The following is a 21,709-nucleotide window of genomic DNA, read 5'->3' on the forward strand; positions in this document are numbered from 1 at the left end:
TCACTCCTTGTCCGCCGGGCGGATGCCCAGCACGTGACGCAGGTACAGCGACCGCGTCGCGGCCGCACACAACAGGAACGGCGGGACCACCGCCAGCAGCAGCGGCCACACCGCGGCGGGCGGCGCGGCCATCCCGAACAACGGGGCGACCGGGGTGAAGGGTAACGCGACGCCCGTCACCACCACTGCGGCCACCGTCACCACCACCGCGCGGGCCGGCCGGCCGGCCCGGGTGCGCAGCAGGAGCAGCACCAGTACCTGCGAGAGCACGCCCTCGACGAACCAGACGGCCTGGAACACCGCCTGCTCCTCCGGGGTGTCCAGGCCGAGATGGCGCCACACCGCCCAGAACGTCAGCAGGTCGAACGCCGAGCACAGCGGCCCGAACACGACCATGAACCGCAGCATCCCGCGGGTGTCCCAGCCCCGGGGCCGGGCCGTCCAGCCCGGCTCCACCCGGTCGAACGGCAGCGCCAGCGCGGCCACGCTGAACAGCACGCTCTGCAGCACCAGCTGGGCGGGCAGCAACGGCAGGAACGGCAGCACCGCCGAGGCGACCACCACCGACAGCGCGTTGCCGACGTTGAGCGCCGCGGTCACCGTCAGGTAGCGGGTGGCCCGCCCCAGCGTGCGCCTGCCCTCCTCGACGGCGGTCACCACGACGTCCGGGCCGCGATCGGTGAGCACGATGTCCGCGGCCGCCCGCGCCGCCGGGACCGCGCCGTCGACACCGATCCCGACGTCGGCCGCGCGCAGCGCACCGACGTCGTTGACGCCGTCGCCGAGGAAGCCCACGGTGTGCCCGCGCGCCTGCAGCGCGGTGACCACCCGCTCCTTCTGCAACGGGCCGAGCCGGGCGAACACCGTCGTCCGCCCGACGGCGCGGGCCAGCGCGACGTCGTTCATCGCGTCCAGCGCCGGCCCGTCCAGCACCCCGTCGACGTCGATGCCGGCCCGCTCACAGACCTGCTCGGCGACGGCGGTGTCGTCGCCGGTCAGCACCTTCACCGCGACGCCCTGGGCGCGGAACCGGGCGACCGCGGTGGCCGCCGACGCGCGCACCGGATCGACCATCCCGACGAAGCCGAGCAGCACCAGGTCCCGCTCGGGCTCCGGGTCGTGCGCCGGGGCCCGCCGGGTCGCGACCGCCACCACCCGCATGCCACGGGCGCGGTGGGCGCCGGCGGCGTCCGCGGCCGCGGTCCGCAGCGGGCCGGTCAGCTCGATCTCCGTGCCGTCGCGCACGGCGTGCGTGCAGCGCGGGAGCACGGTGTCCGGGTCGCCGCGCACCACCACCAGCTCATCCGGCGCGTGCGCGTCGCGCAGCACCACGGTCGCGCGCCGGCGGGCGTGGTCGAAGGGCAGCTCGGCGACCCGGGTGAGCAGACCCCCGGCCAGCAGCGTCGAACCGTCCCGGCCGGCGCAGGCGAGCGCGTCGTCGGTGCCGTCCCGGGGGACCCCCTGGAACCGGACGGCGATCGCGGCGGCGTCGCCGGGCGCCGGATCGGGGCGGCCGTCCAGATCGACCGAGTGCGTGAACACGACCCGGTCCTCGGTGAGCGTCCCGGTCTTGTCCAGGCAGGCGACGTCGATCGCGCCGAGATCGTGGATGCCCTCCGGCCGGGTGACCAGCACGCCCGCGTCGCGCAGCCGGGCGGTGCCGCGCAGCAGCGTCGTCCCGACGATCACCGGCAGCAGCTCCGGGGCCAGGCCGACGGTCACCGCGACCGCGAACAGCAGCGCCTGCTGGGCGTCCCCGGAGACCGTCCCGTTGATCAGCAGCACCAGCGGCGCGGCGACCAGCATGCACCGCACCAGCGTCCAGCTCACCGACCGCACGCCGCGGTCCACCGCGGACTCCGGGCGCGGCCGGTGCGCCCGCCCGGCCAGCTGCTCGGCGTGCGTGCGGGCCCCGGTCGCCAGCACGACGGCGGTGGCCGCGCCCCGGGTGACGGTGCTGCCGGCGAGCAGCAGCGAGCCGAGCGCGGTGACCGGCCGCCGGTCGTCGGCGGGCCGGTGCCGGGCCCGCCGCGGTCCGGGGCCGGTGCGGTCCGACGGCGGCGCCTTCGGCACCGGCAGCAGCTCCCCGGACAGCGACGACTGGTCGACGAGCAGCTCGTCGGTCCGCAGCAGCCGCAGGTCCGCCGGCACCGGATCGCCGGCGTGCAGCAGCACCACGTCGCCGGGCACCAGGTCCTCCGGCGGGACCTCGCTCTCCCGCGGCGCCGAGCCCGCAGCCGGCCGCCGCCGCACGGTGACCGTGGTGCCGACCCGGGCCCGCAGCACCCGGGCCGCGCGGCCGGTGCGGATCTCGTTCCACAGCCGCAGCCCGATGCCGAGCGCGGCGAGCAGCAGCACCAGCGCGGCGCTCGCCGCACCGTCGGCGACGGCGAGCAGCGCGCCCAGCACCACCATCAGACCGGCGAACGGGCTCGCGACGGCCCACCGGACCCAGGTCCCCGCCGACGGGCTGCGCCCGGCCGCCGGGACGTTCTCGCCGTACTCGGCCGACCGCACCGCGGCGGCCTCCTCGGTGAGCCCGCGCCGGGACGTGTCGAGGCCGCGGAGCAGGGCGAACGCGTCGGCCAACGCCGCGTCGCGCAGCTCGGTCTCGCCGGGGGTGACCGGTGGCCCGGGCGGTGCGGGACCGGCGGGGGGCGAGCCGCCGGAGATCCGGCGGCCGGTCCGGTCCATCGCGCTCCTCGGGTCCCCGGCTCCACGCCCGGAACCGCTTGGGTAGGGTAACAGTTGCGTAGATAGCGCAACTATCGCAACTGTCGGGGGTGTGGTGGACGAGCCGGAGCTGCTCGATCCGGAGCTGCTGGCCGATGCGGCCGCGGCGTTCGGGATCCTCAGTGCGACGTCCCGGCTGCAGATCGTCTGGCTGCTCGCGGCCGGCCCGCGCGACGTCGGGACCCTGGCCACCGCGCTCGGCCAGCCGGTCGCCGCGGTCTCCCAGCACCTGGCCAAGCTCAAGCTCGCCGGCCTGGTCCGGGCCCGGCGGGAGGGCCGCCACCAGATCTACGTGATCGACGATCCGGCGGTCGTCGAGGTGGTCCGTGCGGTCGTCGCCGCCCGGACCGCACGCCGCTCCGGGCCGCTGGGCGAGCGGGGCACGGCGTGACGCCGCCCCTCCCGCCCCGGCCCGACTCGCCGACCACCCCGATGCCGCCGCGCCGCCCCGGCGCAGGTGCACCACCGTCCCCCGGCCGCGCGCGCCCCGTGGGATCCGGTGCCGCCGGACCGCCCGCCCGGCCGGCACCCGGCGCCGCCCCACCCCGACCCGCGGCTGCGGGGCCCGGCCGGTCACCGGCCGGCCCGTCGTCGTCACCGACCGACCGGCTCCGGCCCTGGCCGCGCGCCGAGCGGCCGGTCCCGCGCCCCGCCCGCCGGCTGCGGCGCTGGGCGGCGGCGCTCTCGGCGACCGTCTTCCTCGTCACCGGCGCCGGCTGGGCGGTGCTCGGCGGTGACGGCGGCCTGGTGACCGCCGACGTGACCGGGGAGAGCGTGGCCGACGGTGCCACCGACATCCTGCTGGTCGGCAGCGACTCCCGGGTGGACGCCCGCGGCAATCCGCTGCCCCGCGAGGTCCTCGACGCGCTCGACGCGGGCGACGCCGACGGCCAGCAGAACACCGACACCCTGATGCTGGTCCGGATCCCGGACGATCCCTCGCTCGGCGCGTCCGCGGTGTCCATCCCGCGCGACGCCTGGGTGGAGGTCCCCGGCCTGGGCACGCACAAGATCAACTCGGTGCTGGCCCGCGGCGCGGCGCTCGCCCGGCCCGGGCTGCGGGAGCAGGGCCTGACCGGTCCGGAGCTGGAACGGCAGGCCAACGCGGCGGGCAGCCGGACGCTGGTGCAGACCGTCGAGGCACTCACCGGCGTCTCGGTCGACCACTACGCCCAGGTCAACCTGGCCGGGTTCGCCGAGATCACCCGCGCGCTCGGCGGTGTCCCGGTCTGCCTGAAGGGCCCGGTCGACGACCACTACTCCGGCGCGCGCTTCGCGGCCGGCCCGCAGACCGTGCAGGGCGCCGAGGCACTGTCGTTCGTCCGGCAGCGGCACGGCCTGCCCGGCGGCGACCTGGACCGGGTCCGCCGCCAGCAGGCGTTCCTGGCCGGGCTGACCCACCGGATGCTGTCGGCGGGCACGCTCGCCGATCCGGTCGCGGTGGCCGGGCTGCTGCGCGCCGTCAACGGCGCCGTCGTGCTCGACCAGGGCTGGGACCTCACCTCGCTGGTCGCGCACGCCGCCGAGCTGCGCGGCGACCGGGTGGAGTTCCGCACCATCCCGACCGGCCGGGCGGACTACCGGACCGGTTCCGAGGGCGTCGCCGTCGAGGTGGACCCGGCGGAGGTCAGCGCGTTCTTCGCGGGGCTCACCGCCCCGGAGCAGCCGCCCACCGACGACCCCGGCCCCGGGGGCGCCGGAGACGGCACCGGAGCAGGCACTGTGGAGGACGACACTGCGCCCACCGCCGGCGCGGGCGAGGGCAGCGCCGCCCCGCGGGGGGACCCGGTTCCCGGGCCGGAACCCGCGAGCGTTCCCCCTCCCGACCTGACCGCCGACGGCGTGCCCTGCGTGGACTGATCCCCACCCGGCACGTTCCCCGAGCCGAGGAGCTCCCATCTCCGAGATCATCGAGTTGCTCAACTCCGTCCCGCTGTGGGTGGTGGTGCTCGTCGCGGGTCTGATCACCCTCGGCGAGACCACGCTGGGGATCGGGCTCGTCCTGCCCGGGGAGACCGTGCTGATCGCGGCGGCGATGGCGGTGCCCGACGTGCCGTCGGCGGTGCTGGTGACCGGTGTCGTCGCGGTCGCGGCGATGGGCGGGGACTCGATCGGCTACACGATCGGGCGCAAGCTCGGCCCCCGGCTGCGGGACTCCCGGCTGATCCGGCGGATGGGGCAGGACAAGTGGGACGACGCGGCCCGCACCCTGCGCAGGCACGGATCGTGGGCGGTGCTGTGCGCCCGGTTCCTGCCGGTGGTGCGCACCATGACACCGGCCGCGGCGGGCGCCTCCGGCCTGCCGCTGCGCCGCTTCCTGCCCGCCGTCGTGGTCGGCGCCACCGCCTGGGCGACCCTGCACGTCGCGGCCGGTTACCTGCTGCGGGAGGCCGCGGAGAAGTTCGAGCACACCTTCGGGCTGCTGGGCTGGGTGCTGCTCGGGATCGGTGTCGTGGCCGGCACGATCGCCTGGAAGGTGCGCCGCCGCCGCGCCGAGGCCCGCAGGCAGGAGGCCCGGGAGAAGGTCGCCGCGCTGCGCGAGTGACCGGGCCCGGCGCGACAGCCCCGCCCGCCGCGGGCAGGATGGCGCCGGTGAAGGCAGCCAGCTACTCCCGCGAGGGCGCGGCCCGCGACGTCCTGACCATCGGCGACCTGGAGACCCCGCAGCCCGGCCCCGGGCAGGTCAGGGTCCGGATCCGCATCTCGGCGGTGAACCCGACCGACACCAAGACCCGCGCGGGCACCACCCCGCGCCCGATCGACGGCGTCCGCGTCCCGCACCAGGACGGCGTCGGCGAGATCGACGCGGTCGGCGAGGGCGTCGACCCGTCCCGGGTGGGGCAGCGGGTGTGGGTGTGGCTCGCCTCGCCCGGTGGCGAGGGCGGTGCGCCGCTCGCCGAGTGGGGCAGCTGCGCGGAGTACACCGTGCTGCCCGCCGCCCAGGCCACCCCGCTGCCCGACGGCGCCCCGGACGATCTCGGCGCCTGCCTCGGCGTGCCGGCGATGACCGCGTACCACTGCGTGTTCGCCGACGGCTCGGTCGCCGGACGCACCGTGCTGGTCACCGGCGGTGCCGGTGCGGTCGGGCACTACGCGATCCAGCTCGCGCGCTGGGCCGGCGCCACCGTGGTGACCACGGTGTCCGGGCCGGACAAGGCCGAGCAGGCCCGTGCGGCGGGGGCCCAGCACGTCGTCAACTACCGGGAGGGCGACCCGGCCGCCGCGATCCTGGACGCTGCCGGCCCGGTCGACCGGATCGTCGAGGTCGCGCTCGCGCAGAACCTCGAGCAGGACCTCGCCGTGCTGCGCCGCGGCGGGCACGTCGTGTCCTACGCGGCGACTCCGCAGGACCCGGCGCTGCCGGTCCGGTCGCTGATGACGGCGAACGCGGTGCTCCGGTTCATGCTGCTCTACAACGTCGAGCGGGACGTTCTGGCCGACGCGGCGCGCGGGGTGAGCGTCGCCGCGGCGCACGGCGCGCTCACCCCGCTGCCGATCCACCGGTTCGGGCTCGGCGACGTCGTCGCCGCGCACGAGGCGGTCGAGGCCGGCGTCACCGGCAAGGTCGTGGTCGACCTGCCCTGACGACCACCGGCCCGACCGGCCCCGTCGTCGGTCAGTAGGCGTCCTCGTCCTGGCCGGCGTCGCGGTACTGGTCCGCGACGTCGGCCGGATCGGCCTCGCGGTCCGCGCTCGGCACCGCCGGCACGACCGGATCGTCGTCGTTCCCGGGGAACGCCGGGCGCCGCTGCTCGAGCGCGTCCGCCGGATCGGCCTCGGAGATCGGGATCTCGGGGCGCATCGTCTCTCCTCTCGCTCGGTCGGTCGCTGCGTACCCACCCGCCGGGCGGCTCACGCACGGACCGGTCAGCCGGGCCCGACCAGGTGCAGCTGCGGCGTCACCGGCGCGTCGGCCGGCCCCAGCTCGGCCCAGGTCGTCTTGCCCCGCCGGTGCCTGCGCACCCCCCAGCCGCGGGCCACCGACCCGACGATCTGCAGGCCGCGCCCGCGGGGTGCGGACGGGTCGAGCGGCCGCTCGCGGCCGGGCACCGGCGACCCGTCGCGGACCGTGAGCCGGACCGACCCGCCGCGCACCCGGGCGGTCAGCAGCATCGGGGTGCCCGCGTGGTCGATCCCGTTGGCGACCAGCTCGTGCAGCACCAGCACCGCGTCGTCGACGAGGGTCTTGCCGAGCAGCGGCGCGAGGAAGCGGCGCAGTTCCAGCCGGGCGAACCGGCAGGCCGACGGCGCCGGTGCCACCCGGAGCCGCCACGAACGGTCCCTCATCCTCGTCCCTCCACTCGGCTCACCGGACGGTGGCTCATCGGACGGCGGTTCGTCGGACAGCCCTGACTACCCGCGGTGGCCGCGGCGCACACGCGATCCGCTCGCCTGGCGGTCCGGCGCGGAGCGGGTACCGTCGGGGTGTTCGACGCGTAGAGCCACCTGCGCGTGCCCGCTGTCAGCGAGCACGACGAGGAGGCCCCGTTGCGCATCGCCGTCATCCGCACGTCCGAGGTTCCCGAGGGGTGCGGCACCGCATCCACCGCCTCCGCACTGGCCGTCGCCGGGCACCGCGTCCTGGTGCTCACCGACCGGCCCGGTGACCACGATCCGGTCGGGCCGGTGACCGGGCCGGGGGAGCTGGAGGTCCGGCCGCTGCCCGCCGCGGGCGCCGGCTTCGGCGACGACCCGCCGGACCTGGTGCACGCGGTCGGCCCGGCGGCCGTCCGGTGGGCGGCCGGGACCGGGGCGCCGGTCGTCGCGTCGTACCCGACCGGTGGCCCGGACCCGATCGACCCGCCCGCCGGGGTCGTCGCGGTGCTGGCCGACTCCGAGCACCGGCACGCCGCACTGCTCGCCGCCGGGGTGCCACGTTCGCAGCTGCGCACCGTGCCGGCCTGCGTGGACACCGACGTCTACACCGCGGCGGGCCCGGCGCTGCGCCGCAGCGAGCATCCGCGGCTGGTGCTGATCGGGTCACTGGCCCCCGGCGCGGGGGCGGGCACCGCGATCCGCGCGCTGGCCCGGGTCCGCGACGCCGAGCTGCTCGTCGCCGGCGGCGCCGCCGGCGACGATCCGGACCGGGACCGGCTGTTCGCGATCGCCCAGGAGGCCGGGGTGACCGGGCGGGTCCGGTTCCTCGGGCCGGTCGGGGACGCGCTGCGGCCGCGGCTGCTGCGCTCCGCCGACGTCGTCCTGGACGTGCCCGGCCGCGACGTCCCGGTGACCCCGGTGCTGCAGGCGATGGCCTGCGCCCGGCCGGTGGTGGGATCCTCGGTCGGCGGCTCGGCCGATGCGGTGGTCGACCGGGTGACCGGCCTGCTGGTCCGGCCCGGGAGACCGGCCGACGTCGCGGCCGCCGTGCGCGACCTGCTCGCCGACGAGGCCATGCGGGCCGGCTACGGCATCGCCGGGCGGGACCGCGCGGTGTCCCGCTTCGACCGGGCCCGGATCGCCGTCACGCTGACCGCGCTCTACGGCGGGCTGGTCGGGGTGCCGCCGGAGGCCGAGACCGAGACGGAGACCGAGACGGAGACCGAGACCGCGACCGAGTTGGAGCTGCTCGGCTAGGGCCGGGGTGTACCGGGGCGATGGCTGCCCGGATGTCCGGGTCGTCCTCACCCACCCGGGTGGTCATCCCGCAGTCAATGAGCATTGCTAACTACATCTCGTACGGTGGCCCCATGCGTACCGCCGACGACCAGTGGGACATCACCAGCAGCGTGGGAGCCACCGCCCTGGCGGTCGCCGCCGGGCGGGCCGCCGAGAGCCGGCGCGCCGACCGGCTGGTCGACGACCCGTTCGCGCAGGCGTTCGTGGACGCCGCAGGGCCGGTGCTCGACGTGCCCGACGACCCGCCCGGTCCCCGGGAGGCGCAGGCCACCTACCAGGGGGTGCGGTCCCGGTACTTCGACGAGTCGCTGCTCGGCGCCGGTACCGGCCAGGTGGTGCTGCTCGCCGCCGGTCTGGACGCCCGCGCGCTGCGCCTGCGCTGGCCCGCCGGCACCACCGTCTTCGAGATCGACCAGCCGCAGGTGCTGGCGTTCAAGGACGACGTGCTCGCGGCCGTCGGCCACCCGCCCACCGCCCGCCGGGTCGGCGTCCCGGCCGACCTGCGGCAGGACTGGCCGGCCGCACTGACCGGCGCCGGGTTCGATCCCGCCCGGCCGACCGCGTGGCTCGCCGAGGGACTGCTGCCCTACCTGCCCGCCGACGCCGAGGCGCTGCTGTTCGAGCGGGTACAGGCGCTGTCCGCACCGGGCAGCCGGATCGCCGTCGAGCACTTCGGGGACGCGGCCCGCCGGATCGTGTCCGATCCGGATCTGCGGTCGCTGTCGCGGCGGCTGATCGGGATCGACGTGCGCGAGCTGTTCTTCGACGAGCCGCGCGCGCGGACTCCGGCCGAGCGGCTCCGCGGGTACGGCTGGACGGTCCGGGTGGACCCGGTCGCCGAGGTCGCGGACGGGTACGGCCGGCCGCTCGACGGCGGCGTCGCGGAGGCGATGGGTGAGGTCGAGCTGCTGCGGGCGGACCGCGCTCAGTGACCGGCCCGGCGCAGCCCGAGCAGCGCCAGGTGCACCGACGTGCGCACCTCCGGCTCGGTCAGGTCGGCACCGACCAGCGCCGACAGCCGGCGCAGCCGGGCGTAGGCGGCGGGCCGGCCGGTGCCGATCCGGCGCGCGAACTCGGCGACGACGCCGCCCGCGTCGACCAGCGCGTCCAGCCCGGCCAGCGCCTGCTCGCGCTCGGGCCCGGGCAGTGCGAGCACCGGGCCGAGCTGCTCCTCGACGAAGCCGAGCAGCCGCGGATCGTCGCCGAGCCGCCACACCAGGCCGCGCACGCCGAGCCGGCCACCGCGCGGCGGTACCGGCGGCCGGGCGCCGTCCGGCGAGGTGGACCGGTACGCCGCGGCCGCGGCGCGGGCCTCCCGCAGCAGCTCCGGGAGCCGGTCGAACGGGCCGGGCCCGGCGACCGCCGCGACGGCGCCGGCCGGGAGCAGCCGGACCAGCTCGTCGGCGCGGGAACCGGCGCCGGCCCGTCGGGGGAGCGGCACCAGCACGATCTCCGCCCCGCCGGCGGTCGCGACCACGGCGTCCGGGACGACCGCCGGTGCGGTCCCGGCGGACCCGCCGTCGAGCAGCACCACCTCGAACTCCCCGGTGGTGTCGATCCCGGCGGCGCGGGCGCGCACCGCGAGCCGATCGGTGTCCACCGGTGTCGCGTCCGCGAGCGCGCCGAGCAGCGCGTCGTGCGCCGCGCGCAGCAGCCCGGCCGGGGCGCCGTCGCGGACCAGCAGCGACAGCGCGTCGGCGGCGTGCCCGAGCACCGCGGCGATCCGGTCCTCGGCGTCGGCGGCGGGCCGGGCCGGGACGGCGAGCCGGCCCCATCGCGCACCCGGCAGGCCGACCGGCGCGGTCCGCCAGCCCTCCGGCCCGGCCGGACCGGCCAGCCGGGACCGGGCCGGCCAGTCCCGCAGGTCCGGCTCGCCCGCGGTGAGCAGCACCCGGTGCGCCAGGTCCTCGCACACCACCGGACCGTCCAGCAGGGTGGCGGCCTCGGCGAGCACCCGCTGCGGGTCGGCGCCGTGCAGGGTCAGCGTCCGGAACGCGCTGCCCGCGTGCTCGGTGAACGACGCGCGAGCGTGCCGTTCGACCAGGATCGTCTCCAGCACCCCGGCGACGACGTCGGCGAAGCGCACCGTGCGGCGCAGCTCGACCAGCGGGAACCCCGCCGCCCGGGCGGCCTGCACCAGCGGATCGGGCAGGGTGGCGAGGTGCTGGCCGATCTCGACGACCAGCCCGACGCCGCCGGCGGCGCGCACCGCCGCGACGTAGCGGGCCGGATCGGTGGTCGGATCGGCGGCGGGCAGCCCGACCGACAGGACCAGCACGCCGTCCGGCAGCGTCCCGGCGGGCTCGGCCAGCTCGCTGACGTGCACCCAGCGGACCTCGGTGCCCAGCGCGGCCCGCCCGGCGCGGACGGCCGGTGCCCCGGCCCGGACCTCCGGGCGGGCCAGCACGTCCGCGATCGTCGGATACACCTGACGCACTCCGTTCTCGTCCGGGTCGAAGACGATACGAATCGTATCCGTGGGGTCGGAGGTGCAGGCCGGACGATCGGACGGACGACCGCGACCGCCGCACGGCACGGGCGCCGACACCGACAGGAGTCCCCCATGACCGCACTCGAGGACCGCACCCCCGCCGCCGACCGGCCGCCGATGTCCGCGGCCGCCCAGGCCGCCGGGAAGCACCTGTGGATGCACTTCGCCCGGATGCACGGCCGGGACGGTGACCAGCCGATCCCGGTGGTCACCCGCGGCGAGGGCGCCTACCTGTGGGACGACCGCGGCCACCGGGTGCTCGACGGGCTCGCCGGGCTGTTCGTCGTGCAGGCCGGCCACGGCCGCCGCGAGCTCGCCGAGGCGGCCGCGAAGCAGGCGTCCGAGCTGGCGTACTTCCCGGTCTGGGGGTACACGACCCCGCCCGCCGCCGAACTCGCCGAGCGGCTGGCGCATCTCGCACCGGGCGACCTGAACCGGGTGTTCTTCACCTCCGGCGGCGGCGAGGCCGTCGAGTCGGCGTGGAAGGTCGCCAAGCAGTACTTCAAGCTGCGCGGCAAGCCGGCCAAGCACAAGGTGATCAGCCGGATGACGGCCTACCACGGCACCCCGCACGGGGCGCTGGCGATCACCGGGCTGCCCGCGATGAAGCAGGACTTCGAGCCGCTCGCGCCCGGCGGGTTCCGGGTGCCGAACACCAACCTCTACCGGCATCCCGAGTTCGACGGCGACGCCGAGGCGCTCGGCCGGTGGGCCGCCGACCGGGTGGAGGAGGCCATCCTGTTCGAGGGCCCGGGCACCGTCGCCGCGGTCGTCGTGGAGCCGGTGCAGAACTCCGGCGGCTGCCTGACCGCGCCGCCGTCGTACTTCGCCCGGCTCCGCGAGATCTGCGACCGGCACGACGTGCTGCTGGTCTCCGACGAGGTGATCAACGCGTTCGGCCGGCAGGGGCATCCGTTCGCCTGCGCGAAGTTCGGCTTCACCCCGGACATCGTCACCTGCGCCAAGGGCATGACCTCGGGCTACGGCCCGCTCGGCGCGATGATCGCCTCGGAGAAGGTGATCGAGCCGTTCCTGGAGCCGGGCGTCACCTTCCCGCACGGCTACACCTGGGGCGGGCACCCGGTCTCGGCGGCCGTCGCGCTGGCCAACCTGGACCTGATGGAGCGCGAGGACCTCTACGGCAACGTGCTCGCGAACGAGCAGGCGTTCGGCGACACCCTGGGCCGGCTGCTGGACCTGCCGATCGTCGGCGACGTCCGCGGCGACGGCTACTTCTGGGCGATCGAGCTGGTCCGGGACAAGGCCACCCGGGAGACGTTCGACGCCGCCGCCCGGGAGCGGCTGGTCAAGCAGTTCCTGCCCGGGGCGCTGTTCGCGAACGGCCTCTACTGCCGCCCCGACGACCGCGGCGACGTCGTCGTCCAGCTCGCGCCGCCGCTGATCGCCGGGCAGGCCGAGTTCGACGAGATGGAGCAGATCCTGCGGCACACCCTCACCGAGGCGCAGCGCGTGATCTGACCCCGCGTCCCGGGCCCGGCAGACCGTGTCGCGAAGTTGTTCGGCAACCGCCCGGTAACTACGTTGTGCCGGGGGATGCGTCGCGACGCGGCGGGCCGGCGCGAGGGGGATCGATGACGACCGACGGACTGCTCGGCACGCGCGAGGTGGTGATCACCCAGCCCCGCTCCTTCACCGAACGGTCGATCCTGCAACGCTGGGCGGAGCGGGAGCACCCGGGTGCCCGGGTGGTGTCGATCGGCGCCGGTCTGGAGGCCCCGGCCGCGCTCGGCGAGGCGCTCGACGGCGACGACACCGTGATCGTCCCGGCCCGGGTCACCTGGGTGACGCCCGAGCCGGACGCGTCCGGCGCGCTGCGCAAGCTGGCCGGGCTCGCGACCACCGCCGCGATGCGGGTCGCCTGGTCGCCGCTGCACCCGACGATGGCCCGGCACCGGCCGGACGCGGCCCGGGTCGTCGCGGGCGAGCCGGCCACCGTCGCCGACCTGGTGTCCCGGTTCGTCGCCCAGGAGAACGGCCGCCCCGGCTCCGTCGGGTTCAGCCGGTTCGTCGCCCGGCAGGCCGTTCTGGCCTGCGACCGCGCCGAGCGGCGCATCCTCGGCGACCGCTACAAGGTGCCCCGCCGGATGGTCGAGCAGATCACCTCGTCCACCCGGTTCCCGAAGCTGGTCGACCGGCTCGTCCGGCAGACCGGCTCGACGAAGGCCGAGATCGAGCAGCAGCTCGGGAGCTGCCTGAAGGAGATGGCGGCGGTGCAGAGCCCGCCGGCGATCGACGTCTTCCGGGCGATGATGGGCCCGATGCACACCAAGGCCTGGGACGTGCAGGTCGACGAGTCCGGGCTGGAGCGGCTGCGCGAGCTCAACCGGGAGCACGCGCTGGTCTTCCTGCCGAGCCACCGCTCCTACGCCGATCCGCTGGTGTTCGCCGAGGTGCTGCACGAGCGGAACTTCCCGCGCAATCACGTGCTCGGCGGCAACAACCTGTCGTTCTGGCCGATGGGCGCGCTCGGCAGGCGGGCCGGGGTGGTGTTCATCCGGCGCAGCTTCGGCGGCGACACCGTCTACAAGGCCGCCATCCAGGAGTACCTCGGCCATCTGCTGGCGAAGCGGTTCAACCTGGAGTGGTACATCGAGGGCGGCCGCAGCCGCACCGGCAAGCTGCGCCGCCCCCGCTACGGGCTGCTGCGCTACCTGGTCGCCGCGATGGAGGACCGGCCCGAGCTGGACGCGGTGCTGGTCCCGGTCTCGATCGTCTACGACCAGCTGCACGAGGTCGGTGCGATGGCCGCCGAGCAGCGCGGCGGGGAGAAGAAGGCCGAGGGCCTGGGCTGGCTCTACGGCTACTTCCGCGACCAGCGCCGGCACGTCGGCACCGCCCGCGTCCGGTTCGCCGAGCCGCTCTCGCTGCGCCGGGCACTGGCCGACGCCGGCGACGGATCGGCCCGGCTGGAGAAGGTCGCGTTCCGGGTGTGCGCCGGCATCAACCGGGTCACCCCGGCGACGGCCACCTCGCTGGCGACCTTCGCGCTGCTCAGCGCCCGGGACCGGGCGCTGACCCTGCAGCAGGTCCGGGAGGTCGTCGCCCCGCTGGCCGACTACCTGGAGGCGCGCGGCGTCCCGGTGCCGATCGCCGAGCTGCGCACCCGGCACGGCCTGCGGATGACCCTGGACCGGCTGGCCGAGGCGGGCGTCGTCACCATCTACTCCGGCGGCACCGAGCCGGTGTTCTCGATCAGCTCGGGCCGCCACCACGTCGCCGCGTTCTACCGCAACGGGGCGCTGCACCACCTGCTGAACCGGGCGATGCTGGAGCTGGCGCTGCTGCGGGTCGGCGACGCCGGCGAGGAGGACGATCCGGTCGACGTCGCGTGGCGCGAGCTCGCCCGGCTGCGGGACCTGCTGAAGTTCGAGTTCTTCTTCTCCACCCGCCGCGAGTTCCGCGACGAGATCCTGCGCGAGGCCGATCTCGTCGACTCCGGCTGGCGGCGGCGCGCCGGGCAGCCCGCGGACGCGCGCGCCGCGCTGCGCCGGGCCCCGCTGCTCGTCGCGCCCGGCGTGCTGCGGTCCTTCTTCGACGCCCAGCTCGTCGTCGCCGACCGGCTCGCCGCGCTCGGCGACGACCCGCTCGGCGACGAGGACGACTTCCTGAACGACTGCCTCGGCGTCGGCAGGCAGATGCTGATGCAGCGCCGCCTGGACCGGCCAGACTCGGTGTCGCGCGAGCTGTACGCGACGGCGCTGCGCCTGGCCGAGAACCGGGACCTGCTGCACCCGGCGTCGCCGGGCGCGCGGCGGGCGGACTGGCTGGCCGAGGTCGGCGCGGTGATCGACGACCTGGGACGGCTCGCCGACCTGCACCGGGCCCGGCTGGAGGTGGTACTCGGCGACGGCGACGATCCGCCGCCGGAGCCGGTCGTGCCGGACCGGGGGACGAAGGAACGTGCGGAGGGGGACAGCGGTGTCGCGAGCTGACGGAGCCGGTACGGCGCGGGCCGAGCGGCTCGCCGCCGTCCGGGCGGCGCCGCCCGGGCCGGGCACCATCGCCTACTTCGACTACGACGGCACCGTCATCGACGGCTACTCGGCGGGCGCGTTCTACCGGCGACGGCTGCGCGAGTTCGACGTCGGCCCGGTCGAGATGGTGCGCACCGTGCTGTCCGGGATGCGCGGGATCCGCACCGACGACGACTTCAAGGAGTTCCTCTCCATCACCCTCGCGACCTGGCAGGGCCGCACCGAGGCCGAGCTGGTCGCGCTCGGCAACGACCTGTTCCGGGACGAGATCGCCGGCGCCCTGCACCCCGAGGTCTGGGAGCTCGTCGCCGCCCACCAGGAGCAGGGCCACCAGGTGGTGATGGCGTCGTCGGCGACCCGGTTCCAGGTGCAGCCGATGGCCGACGAGCTGGGCGCCGACCGGGTGCTGTGCACCGAGCTGGAGGTCGACGACGGCGTGCTCACCGGCCGGGTCGTCGGGACGTCGCTGTGGGGGCCCGGCAAGGCGGAGGCGGTGCGTGCCGACGCCGCCGCGCAGGGCGTCGACCCGGCCGACTGCTTCGGCTACGCCAACGGCACCGAGGACGCCGAGTTCCTCTCCTCCGTCGGCCGTCCGGTCGCGGTGTCGCCGACCGACTCGCTGCGCGCGCTCGCCACCCGGCAGGGCTGGCCGATCCTGGACTGCGCCCCGCGCGGCGGGCTGTTCCCCGGGGCCACCGACGTCGCCCGGACCGCCATCTTCTACGGCGGCATGGCCGGCGGGCTCGCCGCCGCGGCCGGCGCCGGGCTGCTGCACGGCTCGCGGCGCAAGTTCGTCGACCTGGCCGCCGGGGTGGGCGCCGACGTCGCGTTCGGACTGTCCGGGATCGACGTCGAGGTGACCGGCGCCGAGCACCTGGTGTCCGCCCGGCCGTGCGTGTTCGTGTTCAACCACCAGTCCAAGTTCGACGTCCCGATCCTGATGAAGCTGCTCCGCGACGGGTTCACCGGGGTGGCGAAGAAGGAGGCCGCGGCGATCCCGGTCTGGGGGCAGCTGTTCCAGATCGCCGACGTTGCGTTCGTCGACCGCGGCAACACCACGAAGGCCAGGGAGGCGCTGCAGCCGGCCGTCGAGAAGCTCCGCGACGAGGGAATCTCGCTGGCCATCGCGCCGGAGGGCACCCGCTCGCCGACGCCGCGCCTGGGCCGGTTCAAGAAGGGCGCCTTCCACATCGCGATGCAGGCGGGTGTCCCGATCGTCCCGCTGGTCATCCGCAACGCCGGGGAGATCATGTGGCGGGGTGCGCAGACGCTGCGCGGGGGGACCGTGCAGGTCGTCGTGCATCCGCCGATCGACACCACGCACTGGGTGCCCGAGGACGCGGGCAAGCACGCCGAGGAGGTCCGCACGCTGTTCCTGGACACCCTCGCCCGGTGGCCGGAGCGTCGTCCGCACCTCGGTGGGCACGATGAGTGAGACGTCGCTGACCTGGGGATCGGTCCGCGAGATGTCGCCGTTCGAGGTGATGATGTGGCGGGCCGAGTCCGATCCCCGCTACCGGGCACCGGTGCTGGCCGTCGAGCTGCTCGACGAGAAGCCGGACTGGGAACGGCTGGTCGCCGCGACCGAGTGGGCGACCCGGATGGTGCCGCGGTTCCGGGAGCGGGTCCGCGAGCCGGTGGCCGGGCTCGGCACCCCCTACTGGATCCACGACGTCGAGTTCGACCTGCACTACCACCTGCGCCGGGTGCGGATCCCCGGCTCCGGGCCCGGCTTCTGGGCCGAGCTCGCGCCGATCGCCGAGCAGTTCATGATGACGCCCTTCGACCGGGAGCGGCCGCCCTGGGAGGCGACCCTCGTCGAGGGCCTGCCGGGCGGGCGGGCCGCCTTCCTGCTCAAGCTGCACCACGTGCTCACCGACGGCATGGGCGTCGTCCAGCTGCTGTCCCAGCTGCACAGCCGGCGCCGCGAGCACGACCCGGACAAGCCGCAGCCCGCCGCGCCCGCGGCCGAGGCGCCCGATCCGCTCGCCGAGGTCGACCGGCTGGTCCGCCGCGAGGCCGGCCTGCTGCCCGCGGCCGCCCGGATGACCCGCGACGTGCTCGGCGCGCTGACCCATCCGGTATCGGCGGTCCGGGACACCGTCCGCTGGGTGGAGTCCGCCACCCGGGTGCTCGCGCCGCCGCCCGGCGGGGCCTCGGAGCTGCTGCGCCCGCGCGGGCTGTCCTGGCGGTTCGTCGCGCTCGACACCGGGTTCGCCGACCTGCGTGCGGCCGGGAAGTCGGTCGGCGGGACGTTCAACGACGCCTACGTCGCCGCGCTGCTCGGCGCCTTCCGGCTCTACCACGAGAAGCTGGGCCGGCCGGTCGCGCCGGAGACGACGCTGCGCACCTCGGTGCCGGTGTCGGTGCGCCGCAGCGGTGACGCCGCCGGCGGCAACCGCTGGGCGCCGGCCCGGCTGGCCGCGCCGATGGGCGTCGTCGACCCGGCGGAACGGATCCGCGCCGTCGGCGCGCAGATGCGGGCCGCCCGGGACGAGCCGGCGCTGGAGAGCCCGGACGTCGTCGCGCCGCTGCTGGCCCGGCTGCCCGGCCCGCTGCTCACCCTGGTCGCCGGCGGCTCGACCGCCGGGAACGACCTGCAGGCGTCGAACGTGCCGGGACTGCGGTCCGACGCGTTCCTGTGCGGAGCGCGGATCGACCGCGTCTACCCGTTCGCGCCGCTGCCCGGCTGCGCCGCGATGATCTCGGTGGTGACCCACGGCGACACGTGTTGCGTGGGGGCCAATCTCGACGCCGCCGCCGTCACCGACCGGGAGCTGTTCGCCGAGTGCCTCGCCGCCGGGTTCGCGGAGGTGCTGTCGCTGCGTCCGGGGGCCGCGGAGCCCGTGATCGTCCGGTGACCGGGTTCCACCGGAGCGGCTCCGGCGAGCCGTTGCTGCTGCTGCACGGCATGACGTCGTCGTGGCGGGCCTGGCGGCCGGTGCTGCCGCTGCTGGAGGAGCACCACGAGGTGTGGGCGGTGACGATGCCCGGCCACCTGGGCGGCCCCGAGCTCCCGGACGGCGACTTCTCGCTCGATCTCCTGGTGGACGCGCTGGTGCAGCGGCTCGACGAGCTGGGGATCGACCGGACGCCGCACGTCGTCGGGAACTCGCTCGGCGGCTGGGCCGCGCTCGAGCTGGCCCGGCGCGGCCGGGCCCGGTCGGTGGTGGCGCTCTCACCGGCCGGGGCGTGGGCGGTCCCGTCGGACCTGTACCGGCTGCTCGCCACGTTCCGGATCGGCGCGCTGCTCGCCGGCTGGGCGCCGGTGCGGGTGCTCGCGTCCTGCCGGTCGCTGCGCCGGCTGCTGCTGCGCACGGTGTCCGAGCACGCCGACCGCTACTCCGCCGAGGACGTCGACGTGCTGTTCGACGATCTCGCCGGGTGCACCGCGCTCGATCCGCTGCTCAGCGCGGCCACGATGGACACCATGATCGCGCCGTTCGACCGGGCGCCGTGCCCGGTCCGGATCGCCTGGGCGGGCGCCGACCGCACGATCCCGTTCGGCCGCTACGCCGAGCCGATGATGGCGGCGGTGCCGGACGCCGATCTGGTGGTGCTGCCGGGCGTCGGGCACGTTCCGATGGTGGACAATCCGGCCCTCGTGGCGTGGACGATCCTGCAGCACACCCGCTACGAGGTGGCCCTGCGGGAGCGCTGACGCCGCACGCGGCTCGTCCGCCGCGCAGCTCAGCGGGCGTGGCCGGGCTCCGGTGTCCCGCCGGGTACCTCCCGCCGGTCCGTGCCGTCCGTGCCGTGCGGGGCGTGCGGGGCGGCCGGCTCCGGCGGGTGCCGCAGGACCCCCAGGATCCGGGCGAGCTCGGCCCGGTCGCGATCGGGCAGCCGGTCGAACACCTGCCGGGCCCCGTCGGCGCGGGCCTCGCGGATCGCCCCGGCGGTGCCGGCGCCCCGTTCGGTGAGCCGCAGCCGCACGGCGCGCCGGTCGCCCGGATCCGCCACCCGTTCCACCAGTCCCGGACCGGCCAGCCCGTCGACCACCTCGGTCGCCGAGCGCGGGGTTATCCGCAGGTGCCGGGCCAGCTCACCGGGCCGCATCTCGCCGTGCCGGGCCAGCGTGATCAGCGCCCTGGCCTGCGACGGCGTCAGGTCCCAGGTGGTCAGCGCCGCCGCCGAGGCGTGCCGCACCTGGCGGGCGACCGCCCAGAAGGCGTCGACGAGCTCGCTAGCGGGATCGGGATCGGGCACGGGAACAAGCTAGCAACCAACGGTGTTGTTGCCTCATAGTGAGGTAACCACAGTACCTGTTCGCGAAGGAGTCCCACTTGGAGCCAGGTGTCCCGAACCGGCCCGGACGGCCGGACACCCGCACCCCGTCCCCGGAGGAGCGGGAGCAGGCCCGCGCGGTCTCGCTGCGCCGGATCGGCGCCCTGTTCGAGCCGCACCGGGGCCCGCTCGCGGTCGTCGTCGCGACGATCGCCGTCTCCTCGGTCGTCGGGATGGCGTCGCCGTTCCTGCTGCGCGAGGTCATCGACGTCGCCCTGCCGCAGCGCGACGTCGTCCTGCTCGCCTGGCTGGCCGGCGGGATGGTGGCGGTCGCCGCGGTCACCGCCGCGCTCGGCGTCGCCCAGACCTGGATCTCGACCCGGATCGGGCAGGAGGTCATGCACGGCCTGCGCACCGCCGTCTTCGCACACCTGCAGCGGCAGAGCCCGGCCTTCTTCGTCCGGACCCGTACCGGCGAGGTGCAGTCCCGGATCATGAACGACATCGGCGGCATGCAGTCGGTGGTCACCGGTACGGCCACCTCGGTCGCGTCGAACCTGACCACCACGGTCGCCACCCTGGTCGCGATGCTGGCGCTGTCCTGGCAGCTCACGCTGGTCTCGCTGGTGGTGCTACCGCCCGCGGTGCTGCTGGCCCGCCGGGTCGGCCGCACCCGGCGCGCGGTGACCGCCGCGCAGCAGCGCGAGCTGGCCGATCTCAACGTCGCCGTCGAGGAGAGTCTCTCGGTCAGCGGTGCGACCCTGTCCCGGACGCTGGGCAGCGGGCCCGAGCTCACCCGCCGGTTCACCGGCTCGTCGTCCCGGCTGATCGGGCTGGAGCTGCGCGCCCAGCTCGCCGGACGGTGGTCGATGGCGGTGACCCAGGTCGTGTTCGCCGCCGTCCCGGCCGTCATCTACCTGTCCGCGGGCCTGCCGTTCACCGCGGGCACGCTGAGCATCGGCACGCTGGTCGCCTTCACCGCGTTGCAGGCCGGGCTGTTCCGGCCGGTCATGGGACTGCTCTCGACCGGGGTGCAGATCGTCGCGTCGCTGGCGCTGTTCGCGCGCATCTTCGAGTACCTGGACCTGCCGGTCGACGTCGCCGAGCCGCGGCATCCGGTCCCGGTCGATCACGCGCGGGTGCGCGGGCACGTGCGGCTGGAGGACGTCACCTACGCCTACCCGGGCAGCGGCACCGCCGCCGTCGCCGGGATCGACCTGGACGTGCCGGCCGGCAGCACCCTGGCGCTGGTCGGCGAGACCGGGTCCGGGAAGTCGACCCTGGCCGGGCTGGTCGCCCGGCTGCACGACCCGACGTCGGGCCGGGTGACGATCGACGGCGTCGACGTCCGGGACCTGGCCACCGCCGATCTCACCCGGATCGTCGGTGTGGTGAGCCAGGAGACGTACCTGTTGCACACCACCGTCCGGGAGAACCTGCGGCACGCCCGGCCGGACGCGAGCGACGCCGAGATCGAGGCCGCCGCCCGGGCCGCGCAGGTGCACGACCTGATCAGCGCGCTGCCCGACGGGTACGACACCGTCGTCGGGTCCCGCGGGCACCGCTTCTCCGGCGGGGAGAAGCAGCGGATCGCGATCGCCCGCACGCTGCTGCGCGACCCGCGGGTGCTGGTGCTCGACGAGGCCACCAGCGCGCTGGACACCCGCACCGAACGGGCCGTGCAGGCTGCCTTCGACGAGCTGTCCCGCGGCCGCACGACGATCACGATCGCGCACCGGCTGTCCACCGTCCGCGACGCCGACCGGATCGTCGTGCTCGACCACGGCCGGATCGCCGAGGCGGGCAGTCACGACGAGCTGCTGGCCGGATCCGGCCGCTACGCCGCGCTCGCCGCGGCCTGAGCCCGTGGTCCGTCCGTCCGTCGGGGTGGGTGCCGGACGGGTTGCGGTGCCGGGCGGGTTGCGGTGCCGGACGGGTTGCGGTGCCGGACGACGCCGGTCGCCGGCGTCGGGGAGACCGTCGGCCGGGATTGCGACGTCGGGCGTCGAATGTCGGGCTCCGGGTGTCGATGTCGGAGTCGACCCGCTCCGGTCCCGGCTGTCCATCCCGACCGTCCCGATCACGTGTCCGCAGCTCGGACGGGTGGGAGCGGAACGATCTGCGGGTCGTCGGCCGATGGCCGGGGTGGGGTGGACGACGTCCTGCGGTCGGCGAGCCGGACCCGCCCGCCGGTTCGACGCGGTGCGGGTTTCCCGCGGCGCCCGGCGTCGGGTGCCGGTCCCTCGCGAGCCCGGCTCCGGTGGGGGAGTGGCGCCGCGCTGGGCGTTGGGGTCGGGAGTGGCACTGCGCCGATCGTCGGGTCGGGTCGGGTCGGGTCGGTGATCGGTACGGGGCCGATCACCGGGTGCGGATCCGGTCGGTGATCAGCCCGGTCACCGGCCGCCGGCCCCGGTCGTCGAGCTACGCCGCGCATCCGTTGCCGGGGCGGCCGCGGGACGACCCGGGTGAGCCCCGGGGCCGCGAACCCGCGCCCACCCACCACCGACCCGGACCCATCGCGAACGGGAGAGCCCGCCACACCCCGGCACCCGACACGACAACAACCCTGTCCTGAGTGGATTTCCCCCCGACTTTCTTCTAGAGAACAACCAGCCCAACCCGATAGAATCGAACACATGGTCGATATCGA

The 21,709-nt window shown here is 75.9% G+C and carries 17 protein-coding genes; 12 read left to right on the forward strand and 5 right to left on the reverse strand.

Features of this window, described 5'->3' with window-relative positions:
* Positions 1-2,694 carry a magnesium-translocating P-type ATPase gene (mgtA, locus tag ACVJO7_RS27150; RefSeq protein ID WP_491675226.1) on the reverse strand — a complete coding sequence of 898 codons (2,694 nt, stop codon included), beginning with the start codon at positions 2,692-2,694 and terminating at the stop codon, positions 1-3.
* Positions 2,695-2,785: 91 nt separating this feature from the next.
* Here mgtA and ACVJO7_RS27155 point away from each other — a divergent pair, with 91 nt between their 5' ends.
* The 4 genes from ACVJO7_RS27155 (at position 2,786) to ACVJO7_RS27170 (ending at position 6,318) form a co-directional block, all read left to right on the forward strand.
* Positions 2,786-3,124: an ArsR/SmtB family transcription factor gene (locus ACVJO7_RS27155; protein WP_491675227.1), complete on the forward strand. Its 339-nt coding sequence runs from the start codon at positions 2,786-2,788 to the stop codon at positions 3,122-3,124.
* A 98-nt stretch (positions 3,125-3,222) separates the two neighbouring features.
* Positions 3,223-4,593: an LCP family protein gene (locus tag ACVJO7_RS27160; RefSeq protein ID WP_491675228.1), complete on the forward strand. Its 1,371-nt coding sequence runs from the start codon at positions 3,223-3,225 to the stop codon at positions 4,591-4,593.
* Between the two features lie 55 nt (positions 4,594-4,648).
* Positions 4,649-5,278: a DedA family protein gene (locus ACVJO7_RS27165; RefSeq protein ID WP_344027336.1), complete on the forward strand. Its 630-nt coding sequence runs from the start codon at positions 4,649-4,651 to the stop codon at positions 5,276-5,278.
* Between the two features lie 38 nt (positions 5,279-5,316).
* Complete coding sequence (locus tag ACVJO7_RS27170) at positions 5,317-6,318, forward strand: NADPH:quinone reductase (RefSeq protein ID WP_491675229.1); 1,002 nt, start codon at positions 5,317-5,319, stop codon at positions 6,316-6,318.
* Positions 6,319-6,349: 31 nt separating this feature from the next.
* Here ACVJO7_RS27170 and ACVJO7_RS27175 read toward each other — a convergent pair whose 3' ends face one another.
* Both ACVJO7_RS27175 and ACVJO7_RS27180 read right to left on the reverse strand, forming a co-directional pair.
* Positions 6,350-6,535: a hypothetical protein gene (locus ACVJO7_RS27175; protein ID WP_491675230.1), complete on the reverse strand. Its 186-nt coding sequence runs from the start codon at positions 6,533-6,535 to the stop codon at positions 6,350-6,352.
* 65 nt (positions 6,536-6,600) lie between these two features.
* Positions 6,601-7,020, reverse strand: a complete 420-nt coding sequence (locus ACVJO7_RS27180) for an ATP-binding protein (RefSeq protein WP_491675231.1) — start codon at positions 7,018-7,020, stop codon at positions 6,601-6,603.
* Positions 7,021-7,185: 165 nt separating this feature from the next.
* Here ACVJO7_RS27180 and ACVJO7_RS27185 point away from each other — a divergent pair, with 165 nt between their 5' ends.
* A complete protein-coding gene (locus ACVJO7_RS27185; RefSeq protein WP_491675232.1) occupies positions 7,186-8,307 on the forward strand; it encodes a glycosyltransferase family 4 protein in 1,122 nt (373 codons plus the stop codon).
* A 113-nt stretch (positions 8,308-8,420) separates the two neighbouring features.
* Entirely contained in the window at positions 8,421-9,281 is an 861-nt protein-coding gene (locus ACVJO7_RS27190) for an SAM-dependent methyltransferase (protein WP_491675233.1), read from the forward strand.
* Here the strand turns inward: ACVJO7_RS27190 and ACVJO7_RS27195 are convergent.
* A complete protein-coding gene (locus tag ACVJO7_RS27195) occupies positions 9,275-10,777 on the reverse strand; it encodes a PucR family transcriptional regulator (RefSeq protein WP_491675234.1) in 1,503 nt (500 codons plus the stop codon). The genes ACVJO7_RS27190 and ACVJO7_RS27195 overlap by 7 nt on opposite strands.
* Positions 10,778-10,912: 135 nt before the next feature.
* Here ACVJO7_RS27195 and ACVJO7_RS27200 point away from each other — a divergent pair, with 135 nt between their 5' ends.
* The 5 genes from ACVJO7_RS27200 to ACVJO7_RS27220 all read left to right on the forward strand — a co-directional run bounded on the left by ACVJO7_RS27200 (position 10,913) and on the right by ACVJO7_RS27220 (position 18,496).
* Entirely contained in the window at positions 10,913-12,319 is a 1,407-nt protein-coding gene (locus tag ACVJO7_RS27200; RefSeq protein ID WP_491675235.1) for an aspartate aminotransferase family protein, read from the forward strand.
* 113 nt (positions 12,320-12,432) lie between these two features.
* A complete protein-coding gene (locus ACVJO7_RS27205) occupies positions 12,433-14,793 on the forward strand; it encodes a glycerol-3-phosphate 1-O-acyltransferase (RefSeq protein WP_491675236.1) in 2,361 nt (786 codons plus the stop codon).
* Entirely contained in the window at positions 14,780-16,270 is a 1,491-nt protein-coding gene (locus ACVJO7_RS27210; protein WP_491675237.1) for an HAD-IB family hydrolase, read from the forward strand. Before ACVJO7_RS27205 ends, ACVJO7_RS27210 begins: the two co-directional genes overlap by 14 nt.
* Complete coding sequence (locus ACVJO7_RS27215) at positions 16,263-17,696, forward strand: wax ester/triacylglycerol synthase domain-containing protein (protein ID WP_491675238.1); 1,434 nt, start codon at positions 16,263-16,265, stop codon at positions 17,694-17,696. The genes ACVJO7_RS27210 and ACVJO7_RS27215 overlap by 8 nt, the downstream gene beginning before the upstream one ends.
* Positions 17,693-18,496, forward strand: a complete 804-nt coding sequence (locus tag ACVJO7_RS27220) for an alpha/beta fold hydrolase (protein WP_344027315.1) — start codon at positions 17,693-17,695, stop codon at positions 18,494-18,496. Before ACVJO7_RS27215 ends, ACVJO7_RS27220 begins: the two co-directional genes overlap by 4 nt.
* Before the next feature lie 29 nt (positions 18,497-18,525).
* Here ACVJO7_RS27220 and ACVJO7_RS27225 read toward each other — a convergent pair whose 3' ends face one another.
* Entirely contained in the window at positions 18,526-19,041 is a 516-nt protein-coding gene (locus ACVJO7_RS27225; protein WP_491675239.1) for a MarR family winged helix-turn-helix transcriptional regulator, read from the reverse strand.
* Between the two features lie 77 nt (positions 19,042-19,118).
* Here ACVJO7_RS27225 and ACVJO7_RS27230 point away from each other — a divergent pair, with 77 nt between their 5' ends.
* Positions 19,119-20,921, forward strand: coding sequence for an ABC transporter ATP-binding protein (locus tag ACVJO7_RS27230; protein WP_491675240.1), 1,803 nt, complete (start codon positions 19,119-19,121; stop codon positions 20,919-20,921).
* Positions 20,922-21,709 lie beyond the last annotated feature (788 nt).

This window comes from Pseudonocardia sp. DxW (genome assembly GCF_058448985.1).

What these genes read in the sequence shown, in the direction of transcription:
- mgtA (WP_491675226.1), bottom strand. Translation starts at nt 2,694, where the DNA reads ATGGACCGGACCGGCCGCCGGATCTCCGGCGGCTCGCCCCCCGCCGGT.
- ACVJO7_RS27170 (WP_491675229.1), top strand. Translation starts at nt 5,317, where the DNA reads ATGGCGCCGGTGAAGGCAGCCAGCTACTCCCGCGAGGGCGCGGCCCGC.
- ACVJO7_RS27175 (WP_491675230.1), bottom strand. Translation starts at nt 6,535, where the DNA reads ATGCGCCCCGAGATCCCGATCTCCGAGGCCGATCCGGCGGACGCGCTC.
- ACVJO7_RS27180 (WP_491675231.1), bottom strand. Translation starts at nt 7,020, where the DNA reads ATGAGGGACCGTTCGTGGCGGCTCCGGGTGGCACCGGCGCCGTCGGCC.
- ACVJO7_RS27190 (WP_491675233.1), top strand. Translation starts at nt 8,421, where the DNA reads ATGCGTACCGCCGACGACCAGTGGGACATCACCAGCAGCGTGGGAGCC.
- ACVJO7_RS27200 (WP_491675235.1), top strand. Translation starts at nt 10,913, where the DNA reads ATGACCGCACTCGAGGACCGCACCCCCGCCGCCGACCGGCCGCCGATG.
- ACVJO7_RS27205 (WP_491675236.1), top strand. Translation starts at nt 12,433, where the DNA reads ATGACGACCGACGGACTGCTCGGCACGCGCGAGGTGGTGATCACCCAG.
- ACVJO7_RS27215 (WP_491675238.1), top strand. Translation starts at nt 16,263, where the DNA reads ATGAGTGAGACGTCGCTGACCTGGGGATCGGTCCGCGAGATGTCGCCG.